Below are 12,495 nucleotides of genomic sequence, written 5' to 3'. Positions count from 1 at the left end.
TCTGATTTCGAGGGTAGAACACAAATGTCTACTTCGAGGTTTCAATATACTTCATAAGTTCTGCTTTTAGCACTTTGCTTTGGCTCGGTCGCGGGGCATTATTGTTCACCAGCTTACCTTTGGTGTCATAAATCATGTACCGAGGAATTGAAGGAATATTAAGCTCTTCCATTTTAGTAGTGTAGCCCGCATTGTCTATTCTGAAATGTAAACCCTCATTTAACTCAAGCCTTTCCATGGTCTTTTGCCAAGGCCTGTCTGTTCTATCACTTGAAAGGTAGATGTAAACAATATTGTCATTTGCTAAACCCTTCTGCAATTGCTTAGAACTCGGCATTTCGTTAATGCAAGGCCCACACCAACTAGCCCAGTAATCTATATAGAGTACTTTGCCCTTGTGTGATGTAATCAATGCTTCAAGGGAAGTTACTTTTCCTGCCTTGTCTACAAGTTCAAGATCGTCATCTATTTTGAATTTGATATTGAACTTCTTCACTAAAAAATCAACCATTGCCGAGTCCTGATAATCATTTTTGAACTTGTTCAGGTATTCCCAACGCTTTTCAATGGGGAAGTAACCTGCATCTTGGAATAGCTTTTCTATATAAGCGAATTGTAGTTTTTTCTTTTCAATAGCTGTGAGTTGAGAGGATACTTGAACAGAATCATAGGCCTGAGGGTAATTTGTAATTCGACCGCCTGCTGTTTCTGTTTTGTATTCGTATTGACTCACTTTTGAGCTGAATTCTATTGAAGTTGAATAATGAAAAAAGGAAGCATAGGCTGAGTTGTATAATAATGAATCACCTCTTTTAGTGCGGATGTCAGGAAATCGGTTTTCAAGATCTTGAGAGAAAGCTTTTAGAGACATGAATTTTGGGTTTTCCACTCCTTTCTTATTCAATGGTGATGCTTGAAGCTCCAAGAGTTGGAAGTAGATGTTTTGAAGTCTATATAGAAATTGATCATTACTGATCTTTTGCTCTGCCTTCAGCGCTTCTAATATTGTATATTCTCTTTCTATCTCTAGAGGGATGTTTTTTAATGTCATTTGATCTATCTTTTTCATGAAAGAGCTGTAGTCATCTCTATTCATATCCTTTGCTCTATAATGAAGTAGGATAGGCATCTTAGCAATATCCAATGCTGTGTATTCATCAAGAGCAATGCTATCTCTTTCAACCAAACTGAAATTAGTCACGGTATAATCTTCTTGGCGATTTATGACCTTAGCAATTGGCTTGATGTCCGAATAATTAAAGACAATGGAATCGCCATTCTGAAACAAGTATTTGAGCTCGTCAACTCCTTTGTACATCAACCTGATTTCAACTAAGTCACGTTTGCTTTCGACAATCACTGTGTCCGACTCTGCTCCAATGTTCAGGTGCAGTCGCTGTTCAATCATATGGTCATCTAAGAATTGAATTTCGTCACCATTTTGAGAGCCGATTTGATTTCGATAAGAGCCATTTTGAACAGGTTTATTGAAGATAAGGACTATTTGATTCGTTGGTTCTTTCCCGGCTTCCTTGGAGGTGTTAGTAGGTGAGCAGCCAAAAAATATGAATAGCGCAGAGAGGAATATGAGTTGTTTCATAATACAATATATGTAATATATTGTATTATGAAGAGTAGATTCTTGAATGAAAATTGATTATATCATTCTGTTTAATTGTCGGTAGAGATAGTGAATAGTCTGGGAATAGCAGGTGTGAAATTAAGTATAAGGCTCCGACTTGGGGTCACTGGTGCTTCGAGTGCTTCAAGAATGATTGTTTTATTCAGCCCCATCCAATGTTTAAAATCAGTTGACTCTGTTGTGTGTGTAGAGAGGTGCTTTAAGAATGGATCTAGCACAAACTGGTGGTTGGCGATTCCAGCACCAGCTTTTACTGCATCCAATGCATTACAGGCTTGCTCATATTGGTTTTCAACGGGCACCATCATTACTGGCTTACCTAAATACATGGCCTCGCAAATAGACTCAAAGCCTGCCGTAGAAACGTAGCCCAAACAATCTTTCATAAAGCTCAAAAACTTTTGGTCATTAATATGATGGAAGGTGATGTTTTTCCATGGTGACCATTCATCTTTTTGCTCTAAGTTATCCCAAAAGCAATGCAGTCGAATTTTCTTGTTCTGTTTGTGCCATTCCATTAAGTCATAAGCATAGCCGGGGTTTACTACATAGGCCAAAATGAAATCTCCTTTGCTCGGAGTTAGGTTGAATATTTCTTCCCTCAGTAGAGGAGGAGCAATGGTTAATGTTTTAGAATCAGGTTTAATGTCGCGAAATGATAAGGCGATTTTCTTATGGGTATTTAGTGATGTCAGTTTGTTTGTAAGCAGAAAACACCGTTTTTGAAGTGGAGAGCCTTCGGCAAATGGAAAAGAACGGTCTTCGGCCAAATACTGATGGGCAATACAGATTCTTTTTACTTTCGGCTTATAAATTCCAAAATACATACCCGCGAGTATATCATAGAAGTTAATAATAACATCGGGCTTTTCCCTTTTTACAATCTGGTTGATTTTTCTGAGTTGGCTTAAAAACTGCGGAATATTTAAGCCATTAACTAGCCCTGTTTTCCATAAGTTGATGGACTTCTTTCCCTTATCGTAAAAAAAGTTTGGGCTAACGACCGTATGGACTTTTGTATCGGATTTTTGCTGGAAATAAGCAGGTACCTCACGTCTTTTGTTGGTGCCAATAATCATGGAAGTTACTTCATGGCCGGCTTCTGTCAGTATTTGCGATAAAGCTAGCGCTTGAGTCATATGACCGCGTCCTTCACCTTGTATTATAAAGAGTGCTCTCATTTATCCGATTTCAGTTTTTGGACTAATTTCTACTGGTCCGAATAGGCCAGTTATTTCTATAGGTTTGCTTTTTAAAGCCTTTGATTCTTTCTGCTTCTTTTCTGCTTTTTGGGTTTCAGAATAATAGACAAGACTCCATTCTCCATTAAAATCTTCGACTAAGGCAGTGAGTGATTCTACCCAATCTCCAGAGTTGAGATAAGTAATGCCGTCAATTTCTTTTATGGCTGGTTGGTGAATATGTCCGCATATAATGCCATCGCATTCACGGTATTTGGCCATGGCAGAAAGTTGCTCTTCATAATCGTCAATATATTTTATGGCTTGTTTTACTTTGCCTTTTACTGCCTGAGAAAGAGAAAAGTAAGGAAGCCCTTTTTTAACTCTTCGATAGTTGTATTGTCGGTTTAGCCATAAAAGAAAAGTGTAGCCTACATCGCCAAGTTTGGCTATCCATTTAAACTGGCGTGTAATAGAATCAAAAATATCTCCGTGAACAATCAAGAACTTCTTTCCACAGGATTCATATACCATTTCTCTTTTAATGGTCAAATTACCCATTGTGAAGGGGAGAATTTGATCTAGGAAATCGTCATGATTGCCACGAAGGTAGGTAACCTTAGTGTCCTCTTGTTCAATCATCTTGAGAATGCAGGTAAAAAAGCGAGTGTGCTTTCTTTTCCATTGGCCGGATTTTTTGAGTTGCCAGCCGTCAATAATGTCTCCGTTGAGTATCAAGTTTTCACATTGATACTGTTTTAGAAATCTGACAAGTTCTTTAGACTTTGAGCCTTTGGTGCCTAGGTGAACATCAGAAATAACAATGGTTTTGCAGTTATTCTTCACGGGTTAAAGGGGTATGACTCAATTAACAAATTGAGTTTGACTCCATTGTCACCGTGGTTTTACGGAATTAATATTTAAAGGAGGGATGAGATGTTTTTTGGTAATACAGGCTTAACCTGACCGTAGGCTAATTTTGGTTTACCTTTTTTTGGATATACTCTACTGTTTGTCCAACCGTTTGCAACTTCTCAGCATCGCTGTCCGGAATTCTGATCTCAAAAGTCTGTTCAAATTCCATTACGAGTTCAGCATAGTCCAACGAGTCTATACCTAAATCTTTAATAAAGTTTGCGTCAATTGTAGCTTCAGTAGGCGCTATACCTATTTTATCGACTAGAATTTTTGTGATTTTTTCTTGAATCTCACTCATTGGTTGGTCTCTAAAGGAATATTTTCGGAAGATAGTCGATTTAGCCAAAAATTTAAAATCTAAGGGTAAATTCAGTGCCCTCATTCATAACAGATTTTACTGTAATACCCCCTCCGTGTTTTCTCATGATTTGTTTCGATAAACTTAGGCCAATTCCCGATCCTTGTTTTTTAGTAGTAAAGAAAGGAATAAAGATTTTACTCAATGCCTCTTCGTCAATACCGCAACCATTATCTCTAATTACAATGGTAGGTCGGTTATATTCATTAACAAAAGCACGAACCATAATATGCTTTTCATTGGTGGTTTCTTCTAAGGCATGTACCGCATTCTGAAGAATATTGATCAACACCTGATCTATTAATTCTTTATCTATACTAAAGGCTAAGTTAACAGGCTCAATGCTAAAACTGATTTTGATGTTTTTTGCAGCCAATTCATGATTAAACAATACTTGAATATGCTCTAAAACTTTGGCTACGCTTTCAGTAGCCACTTTTGGCTGAGGTATTTTGGTTAGGTTTCTGAAGTCAGAAACAAACCGTATCAAGCCTTGGCTTCTTCTTTCTATGGTTTGAACCGCCAAATAGATGTCTTCTAATTCGTCTTTTTCTATAGGAACATCATCTTCGATATTGTCCACCAAATTGTCTTTTACCGTTGCGGCTAAAGAAGAAAGTGGAGTTACAGAGTTCATAATTTCGTGTGTCAAAACCCTTATTAGGTTTTGCCAAGCGTCCATTTCTTTTTCCTCCAATTCAGACTGAATGTTTTGAACCGAAACAAGTTTGAATTCTTCGCCTCTAAGTACGAGTTCAATCACATAAATTGAGAGCTGAATGTGAGTTCCGTCTTGTGTAAATTCTATGAGGTCGCTTCCACCCGTTTTTAACTTAACCAAAGATTCAACCAACTTGGGGCTTACCTTACTCAGTTCAAAAATATTTTGGATGGCTTCAACTCCAATCAGTTTTTTAGCAGAGCTATTAATAATTTGAATGTCTCCTTTTTTATTGAAAGTGATAAGACCAATCCCTACATGTTGAACTATGGTTCTGAAGTAGTGGTAGTTAGCCTCTTTGTCTGCCCTAATTTCTCTAAACTTCTTAATTACATTGTTAAATTCTTGATACAACTGATCAACCGAAGCCGAGTGGCCTTCAGTGGGGTATGTAGCAGTAAAATCATCGTATTTTATCGAGTTAAGAAAGCCAGAAATTTCGCGATTTGTTTTTTCAATAGCGCGAATAAGTAAATAGACCTGAACAACAATTGCTAGGCTAACAAAGAATATATTGACCTGATTTTGCGACCCATAGATTAAATTGGCCAGTAACAAAGCACTGGCCGTAAGTAGTATTACTCGGGCAATGATGTTAAATCTTAGATTCTTAAAGCCCATGTTTTTCTAATCTGCGATAAAGCGAAGCTCTTGTAAGCCCTAGCTCTTTGGCGGCTTTCGAAATATTGCCTGAATGTTTGTTTACTGCTTTTAGAATAACATTCTTCTCCACTTCATCAAGATTGAAGTTTTCCGCAGTTTCATTTCCTGAGTCTTGTTTTTGAACCAAGAAAAAGAAGTCATCTGGCATTAGTGTATTGCCCTCGCTCATAATAATGGCCCTTTCAATGGCGTGCTGCAGCTCGCGAATGTTACCTGGCCATGAATATTTTTGAAGCTTTTTCATGGTAGAGGAAGCTACTTTCTTTCTGTCCTTGCGGTATTTATCGCAATACACTTTAACAAAATGTTCCGTAAGAAGAATAATGTCATCCTGTCTTTCACGAAGCGGTGGTAGATGCACCTCTACGGTGTTGATTCTATAAAGTAAATCCTGACGGAAAGTATTTTCATGAACCATATCATAAAGTGGCATATTGGTAGCGCAAATCAAACGGATGTCGATCGGCATTGACTTATTCGAACCAATCTTTGTTACCTCTCTGCGCTGAATTGCGGTAAGAAGTTTTGATTGAAGTGGTAGGCTTAAGTTTCCGATTTCATCTAAAAATAAAGACCCACCATTGGCTACCTCAAAACGGCCTACTCTGTCTTCTTTGGCGTCTGTAAATGCTCCTTTTTTATGCCCAAAGAGTTCACTTTCAAAAAGGGTTTCGGTAATGGCGCCCATGTCGACTCCCACAAATACATTGTCTTTCCGTAGTGATCGTTGATGTAGGGCTCGCGCTACAAGTTCTTTACCTGTTCCGTTTTCTCCCAAAATCAAAACATTGGCATCTGTACCAGCTACTTTGTCTATAATGGAAAAGACATTTTTCATGGCCGGGCTATTTCCAATAATGTCTTTGAAAGGCTTACTTATTTCGTCTTCAAGTTGTTTTTTAGCACTCTTTAGCTTGTCTACTTCAGCATAAGAGCGTTTTAATTTAACCGCTGTAGATAATGTGGCAATGAGTTTTTCATTCTGCCAAGGCTTTAGTACAAAGTCGGTAGCTCCTTCTTTAAGTGCCTTTACGGCCATTTCTACATCACCAAATGCGGTAATTAATACAACGACTGCTGAGGGATCTGCATCTAATATTTGTTCTAACCAATAATAGCCCTCTTTTCCACTAGTGATGTCTTTACTGAAATTCATGTCTAGCAGAATGACATCATAAGTGCCGTTGTTCATCAAGAAAGGAATCTTCTTAGGATTCTTTTCAATAATAACTTCTTTGGCGTGTTTTTTAAGGAGGAGTTTGGCGGCAATGAGTACATCCTCATCGTCATCTATGATTAATATTTTACCGAGTTCGTTATTCACTAGTGTCTAATTTAATGTATTTGATTTCCTTACTGCCTATAATAGTGCCAACTAATAATGCGGTGGCTGAGGCGACTTTTTAGGCTGTTCTATGTCCGTTATCGTGCTAAAAGTGTACTGAATTCGGACAGTATAAAGCTAGTAAGATTTTGCTGTTAAACTAAAGTAATTGATAAAACCCTTTTTAAGGAAGTTTGTAGCTTGATTTTCTGGTGATTAGCAGGCTGCCTAATCTAAATTTATGTAGTGACATAAATTATTGGGGTGTTAGCTTTGTGAAATTGATTTATGTGTCATATATTGCACTCGTTGTTTTGAATTAATTTAAACGTTAATTCAGATATTTTGAGTTTTTGACCTTTGGGCTCGATTCTGACCAAATCGAGCCTTTTTTTATGCCCAATCCTCTGGGTTCGATAATTTCAAAACTGTTCGATTCCGACCAAGCCTTGTTCTAATATTGTACACCTTCCAGAATACTTGAATCTGTTAAATGTTGTTAATCTATTGTGAGTCAGTAGGTTGAGTTTGTGGCATCTTTGTTGGTAAAAACTGGCCGGATAAGAAAACATCACTCAAAATGGCAATGGACAGAAAGATTAAAAAGAAGGTATGGACCGCAAAAAGAATTTTTACAATACTGGGTATTACTGGGGTTGTCGCCCTAATTGCCTATGTATTCATTTTTGCGGATAAATCCTCCAAACTCAATGTTGAGTTAGACAAAATTAATGTAGCTGAAGTAACAGAAGGTGCATTTCAAGAATTTATTCCTGTTGAGGGCACGGTCAACCCGAAAACAACCATATACCTTGATGCAATAGTAGGAGGTAATGTAGCAGAAAAATTTTTAGATGGAGGTGTTGAAGTAGAGGAAGGCGACACTATTCTGCGGTTGGAAAATAATAGTCTCCAAATGCAATATGTTCAAGAGCAAACACAAACTAACCGCCTAAGAAACGATATAGAAAACACGAACCTTAGTCTTCAACAAAGACTGTTTCAGTCGAAATCGGCTATCATCAATTTAGACTTTGATATTGACCAAGCAAAAGATGCTTACACAAGGAATAAGCAACTTTGGGAGGATAAGGTTATTTCAGAACAAGAGTATTTGAATTCCAAAAGGATGTACGATAGGCTTATGGCCCGAAGAGTAAATGAGATTGAATCAGCGAAATTTGACTCTATTACAGCTGTAAATACTATTGCTCAGAATCGAGAGAGACTGGCTAATTCAAATGTAAGTTTGAAGATGGTTGAGAACAATCTTAATAATTTATGGGTGACGGCAAGAATCACGGGTTTGCTTTCAACAGTAAACCCAGAGATTGGTCAGACTGTCAGCCCTGGGCAGAATATAGCTCAAATCGATGATTTGGATGGCTTTAAGATTGTAGCTCGCGTAGATCAGCATTATTTAGATAGAGTATACTTGGGGCTTAAAGGTAATTTCGATTTTGGTGGCTCAAATTACGGTTTAGTAATTCGTAAAATTTTCCCCGAAATTAACAGTGGCCAGTTTAACGTAGAAATGATGTTCGAAGGCGAAGTACCTGAAAATATTAGAAGAGGGCAGACAGTGCCTATTAAGCTTCAATTGAGCGAGGAACGCAAAGCAGTTATGATACCTCGTGGAGCATTCTTCCAAACTACCGGTGGCAATTGGATTTTTGTAGTAGATCCGTCAGGAGAGTTTGCTGTCAGAAGAAAAATCAAAATTGGTAATCAGAATTTAAGACAGTACGAGGTGCTTGAGGGATTAGATGTTGGAGAGCGCGTAATTACCTCGTCTTACGATGGTTATGAAGATAAAGACAAGCTGATAATCAAAAAATAGTATAAATTAATTCACAACAACCTTTAACTTTTATTAAAATGGAAAACAGTAAAAATCTTATTACCACTAAAGGTCTAAAAAAATTCTATTACACCGATGAAGTAGAAACTACGGCATTGGGTAATGTAAACCTTGAAATCAAAGAAGGCGAATTCGTAGCCGTAATGGGCCCTTCTGGATGTGGTAAGTCTACACTTTTGAACATCATTGGTTTATTAGATAACCCTTCTGAAGGAGAGTTTTACTTCTATGATGAAGAAGTTTCTAAATACTCAGAGAGACAGAGAGCAGAATTGAGAAAAAGAAACATTGGTTTCGTTTTCCAAAGCTTTAACCTTATCGATGAGCTAACTGTATTTGAAAACGTAGAGCTTCCTTTGATCTACTTAAAATACCCTGCCGCAGATCGTAAAAAGCGCGTTGAAGAAGTGCTTGAACAAATGCAAATCATGCACAGAAAAGATCACTTTCCTCAGCAATTATCAGGTGGTCAGCAACAAAGGGTAGCGGTAGCTAGGGCGGTTGTAGCTAAACCAAACCTAATTCTTGCGGATGAGCCTACTGGTAACTTGGATTCTACTAACGGTCAGGAAGTAATGACGCTTTTAACAAACCTTAATGAAAACGGAACTACCGTGATAATGGTAACTCACTCTGCAACTGACGCAGAATATGCCCATAGAGTAATTAATCTCTTTGATGGTCAGATTGTTTCTGAGAACATCAATTCGAAAGAAAACTCTCTAGTTTAAAATATAACTCAAAGTGTCTGAAAGGGCTCCGGATTTTTCCGGAGCCTAATTAAAAACACGCTTTAAGGCAGCGTGCATGGTCAATAATGCCTTGTGGATAGAAAACTCGAACAATGAAAAAATTACTTTACACCCTATTTCTGACAGTGTTTCTGATCACTTCGATAAAGGCACAACGTGTACTTACTTTAGATGAATGTATTCAGATTGCGCTAGATAATAACTTAGAGATTAAAAGAGCTCGAAATGAAGCAATAAGTGCTAAGGCAGGTTATACTCAGAGTAAATTTAATTTTTTGCCCGACTTAAGTGCAGGAGCAAGTCATAGGTGGAGCGAGGGTTTATCTTTTGACCAAACTTCCGGAACAAGGGTAAACACCACAACGCTAGGTGGAGGTGCATCCATTGGTGGAGGTGTCACCATTTTTGGGGGATTTAGTAATACGTTGGGTTTGAGCAGAAGTAAACTGTTGTTAGAAGCTAGTGAACAGACTATAGAAAGTAATATTCAAACTATAGAAGGTAATGTTGTAAATGCTTTTCTTCAGGTTGTTTCTACTCAAGAAAACCTAAAAATTGCTAAACAGACTTATGATTTACTGAATGAGCAGCTTGATAGAGAGGAGAAAAGACAGAAGGCAGGAGTAGGAGATATGGAACGAGTTTATAATTTCCGTTCTCAAGTAGCACAACAGAATTTGAGGGTGGTAGAGTTGAATAATCAACTTCAATCTGGGGAACTAGTTTTAATTCAATTGCTTCTATTGGACCCATCTGAGGAATTCACCTTTCAAGGAATTTCTGCGGAAGATGCTGAGCTGGAAGCCGAGATTGCTAATTTTTCTGAGGTGTCTGAAAAGTCGTTAGAAAATTCACCTGCCATTAAGGCTTCGGAGCTTAACCTTGAGGCGACTAAGAAATCTTATAAGATTGCCCAATATGCATGGATGCCAAGACTTACAGCATCGGCAAGTTATGGTTCTAACTGGTCTTCTAACTTGAGAAATCAAGATGGAAGCGTTGTGGATATATCTACTCAGTTAGAGAACAATGTGAATAAAGGAGCAAGCTTAAACTTAAATATTCCTCTATTCACAAATTTCCAAAATAGAACCAGAGTTCAACAAACTAAAATTCAGGTATTGAACTCTGAAATTGGTGTTCAACAAGCAAAAAATAATTTGATTAACCAGGTGCAAAGAGCATATCTAGATTTGATAAATGCTAAAACTTCATATGCCGCAGCTAAAGAGAGCTTAGTGAATTTACAGTTGGCCTTTGAGTTTGCTAAAAGCCGTTACGAGAATGGAACTATAGATTTTGTAACCTATTTAACTAGCTTGAATGGAAAGAATAACGGAGAATTACAGCTTGTACAAGCCAAGTACACAATTCTATTCCGCCAGTTAATTCTAGATATTTATACTGGTGAGATGAATAATCAGAACTAGTTTAACTCAAAAATATCGAGGGTTTCCTTTTTGAAAAGAAATACTCGCTTGTTTTCCATTAAAACAAAAGTGTAAGAGGGGTCAGGTAAACTGACCTCTTTTTTTTGTTTGGTATAAATATCAAAATAAATCACCTTTCCGTTTTGAATACTTATTAAAGAGGAGTCTTTAAAGCTGAAAAAGCTGATATTGAAGAGGGGAAGCGTTTCTAAATAATTTCCAATATTATCGAAAACTAGAATTCCATTTTTGCTGTCGCTGATAAAGACTAGATTTTGATATTCTCTTATATAAGTGAAATCATGTGTGTTGTTTTTTAGTATGAGGTTTAAGTTAGTTTCAGAGATTGCCTCATTGCTATTAATGTCTATTTTTTTTAAACTCAGTTGTTGAGCATCTAATGCCCAAATATTATTATCAGTAGCAATTGTAGAAAGACTTAGGTTGCTGGTTACTTGCTGATTACCAAAAGTGTATCGTTCAGATTCACCGAGGAATCTGTTGAAAAAAGAGTATTCTTGAAAATCCTTATAGAAGGCAAAAACCCTTAGCCCTTGCCAAGCATCTATGATGCGAGGAGTTGACTTCTTTGTAGGAGAATAGTGTGCTTGAAGCTCTCCGTTTGAGTCATACTTGTCTATTGCTCCGTTGAGAGATGACACATAAATATTTCCCTGTCGATCGATAGAGATTTGGTGCGCAGGGTTATTTAGCTTTATAGATTCTAATCTTTTCCAGCCTTGAGTAAATGCCAGTGGCTGCCAAATGATCAATATGAATAGCGTGAGTCTAAGCTTCAAAAGTATTGAGATAGAAGTTTTGGCCATCAAACTCTCCATATGTATAGTTGTTGATCCATTCCCCCAAGTTAACATATCTACTGTTTTCTCCCACTTTTAAATCGAGTGGTAAATGTCTATGTCCGAATAGATACAAATCTCTGTGCTTTTGGCTTTCTTTCTTTTTGGCGTATGTCCAAAGCCATTCATCTTCTCCTAAGAACTCTTGCTCTTTTTCATGCCCTTGTGCTCTACTTTTTCGAGACCAATAATTGGCCAGCCCAATCCCGAAATTGGGGTGAAGCCTGTGAAAGCACCATTGAAAGAAGGGGTTAGTAAATATCTTCTTCAGTGATTTATAACCTTTGTCATGAGGGCCGAGTCCATCACCATGCCCAATAAGCATTGAATAGTTGTTGATGATGACATCAATTGGAGCCTTAATGACTTTGGCGTTGAGTTCTTGTTCTAAATAACCAAACATCCATAAATCATGGTTGCCAGTAAAGATAATAAGTTCAATTCCTCTATCACTCAGTTCAGCCAATTTGCCCATAAACCGTGTAAAACCCTTTGGCACCACTGTATTGTATTCGAACCAAAAGTCGAAAAGGTCGCCAACTAAAAATATGGTCTGAGCGTCTTTCGAAACCATATCCAGCCATCTGACAATTTTCCGCTCTCTTTCTAAGCTCTTTTCAAATGAAGGAACCCCTAAGTGGAAATCTGATGCGAAGTAAGCTTTTTTACCTGAGGCTAATTTGATGTTCATGGCTACGTTAGTGCAATGTCAAAATTGCAAAGTATTCACAAATAAAAAAATCAGGCACTATTGGCCTGATTTCAATTTTACTTTTTACGAAGGG

Annotated in this window: 11 protein-coding genes; 3 read left to right on the top strand and 8 right to left on the bottom strand. The window is 37.6% G+C overall.

From position 1 onward, the window contains the following. Nucleotides 1–28: 28 nt before the first annotated feature. From AWW67_RS19185 to AWW67_RS04250, 6 genes are all read right to left on the bottom strand, one after another. Entirely contained in the window at nt 29–1,600 is a 1,572-nt protein-coding gene (locus AWW67_RS19185) for a TlpA family protein disulfide reductase (protein ID WP_062300447.1), read from the bottom strand. Between the two features lie 71 nt (nt 1,601–1,671). After that, nucleotides 1,672–2,823 carry a glycosyltransferase family protein gene (locus tag AWW67_RS04270; protein ID WP_082793974.1) on the bottom strand — a complete coding sequence of 384 codons (1,152 nt, stop codon included), beginning with the start codon at nt 2,821–2,823 and terminating at the stop codon, nt 1,672–1,674. After that, complete coding sequence (locus AWW67_RS04265) at nt 2,824–3,669, bottom strand: UDP-2,3-diacylglucosamine diphosphatase (RefSeq protein WP_062300445.1); 846 nt, start codon at nt 3,667–3,669, stop codon at nt 2,824–2,826. Between the two features lie 127 nt (nt 3,670–3,796). Continuing rightward, the gene (locus AWW67_RS04260) at nt 3,797–4,039 is read right to left on the bottom strand and encodes an acyl carrier protein (protein WP_053222977.1); all 243 of its coding nucleotides are present in this window, start codon (nt 4,037–4,039) and stop codon (nt 3,797–3,799) included. A gap of 52 nt (nt 4,040–4,091) precedes the next feature. Further along, nucleotides 4,092–5,441 (bottom strand): sensor histidine kinase, encoded by a 1,350-nt coding sequence (locus AWW67_RS04255; protein WP_062300444.1) that lies wholly within the window; start codon nt 5,439–5,441, stop codon nt 4,092–4,094. Continuing rightward, a complete protein-coding gene (locus AWW67_RS04250) occupies nt 5,431–6,807 on the bottom strand; it encodes a sigma-54-dependent transcriptional regulator (protein ID WP_062300443.1) in 1,377 nt (458 codons plus the stop codon). Before AWW67_RS04250 ends, AWW67_RS04255 begins: the two co-directional genes overlap by 11 nt. 586 nt (nt 6,808–7,393) lie before the next feature. On the opposite strand from AWW67_RS04250, the gene AWW67_RS04245 reads away from it, so the two are divergent. The 3 genes from AWW67_RS04245 to AWW67_RS04235 all read left to right on the top strand — a co-directional run bounded on the left by AWW67_RS04245 (nt 7,394) and on the right by AWW67_RS04235 (nt 10,850). After that, complete coding sequence (locus tag AWW67_RS04245) at nt 7,394–8,647, top strand: efflux RND transporter periplasmic adaptor subunit (protein ID WP_071387054.1); 1,254 nt, start codon at nt 7,394–7,396, stop codon at nt 8,645–8,647. Between the two features lie 38 nt (nt 8,648–8,685). Further along, nucleotides 8,686–9,399, top strand: coding sequence for an ABC transporter ATP-binding protein (locus AWW67_RS04240; protein WP_053222831.1), 714 nt, complete (start codon nt 8,686–8,688; stop codon nt 9,397–9,399). A 113-nt stretch (nt 9,400–9,512) separates the two neighbouring features. Continuing rightward, nucleotides 9,513–10,850, top strand: coding sequence for a TolC family protein (locus AWW67_RS04235; protein ID WP_062300442.1), 1,338 nt, complete (start codon nt 9,513–9,515; stop codon nt 10,848–10,850). Here AWW67_RS04235 and AWW67_RS04230 read toward each other — a convergent pair. Continuing rightward, nucleotides 10,847–11,650, bottom strand: coding sequence for a hypothetical protein (locus AWW67_RS04230; protein WP_141655374.1), 804 nt, complete (start codon nt 11,648–11,650; stop codon nt 10,847–10,849). The two genes, AWW67_RS04235 and AWW67_RS04230, sit on opposite strands and share 4 nt — an antisense overlap. Beyond that, nucleotides 11,640–12,401, bottom strand: coding sequence for a UDP-2,3-diacylglucosamine diphosphatase (locus AWW67_RS04225; RefSeq protein WP_062300440.1), 762 nt, complete (start codon nt 12,399–12,401; stop codon nt 11,640–11,642). The genes AWW67_RS04230 and AWW67_RS04225 overlap by 11 nt, the downstream gene beginning before the upstream one ends. Nucleotides 12,402–12,495 lie beyond the last annotated feature (94 nt).

The organism is Roseivirga seohaensis (genome assembly GCF_001592945.1).
Taxonomy (GTDB): Bacteria; Bacteroidota; Bacteroidia; order Cytophagales; family Cyclobacteriaceae; genus Roseivirga; species Roseivirga seohaensis.
Note: the sequence above shows the minus strand (reverse complement) of the source record. Positions and strands in the feature narration are given on the sequence as shown.

What these genes read in the sequence shown, in the direction of transcription:
- AWW67_RS19185 (WP_062300447.1), bottom strand. Translation starts at nt 1,600, where the DNA reads ATGAAACAACTCATATTCCTCTCTGCGCTATTCATATTTTTTGGCTGC.
- AWW67_RS04270 (WP_082793974.1), bottom strand. Translation starts at nt 2,823, where the DNA reads ATGAGAGCACTCTTTATAATACAAGGTGAAGGACGCGGTCATATGACT.
- AWW67_RS04260 (WP_053222977.1), bottom strand. Translation starts at nt 4,039, where the DNA reads ATGAGTGAGATTCAAGAAAAAATCACAAAAATTCTAGTCGATAAAATA.
- AWW67_RS04255 (WP_062300444.1), bottom strand. Translation starts at nt 5,441, where the DNA reads ATGGGCTTTAAGAATCTAAGATTTAACATCATTGCCCGAGTAATACTA.
- AWW67_RS04245 (WP_071387054.1), top strand. Translation starts at nt 7,394, where the DNA reads ATGGACAGAAAGATTAAAAAGAAGGTATGGACCGCAAAAAGAATTTTT.
- AWW67_RS04240 (WP_053222831.1), top strand. Translation starts at nt 8,686, where the DNA reads ATGGAAAACAGTAAAAATCTTATTACCACTAAAGGTCTAAAAAAATTC.
- AWW67_RS04235 (WP_062300442.1), top strand. Translation starts at nt 9,513, where the DNA reads ATGAAAAAATTACTTTACACCCTATTTCTGACAGTGTTTCTGATCACT.
- AWW67_RS04225 (WP_062300440.1), bottom strand. Translation starts at nt 12,401, where the DNA reads ATGAACATCAAATTAGCCTCAGGTAAAAAAGCTTACTTCGCATCAGAT.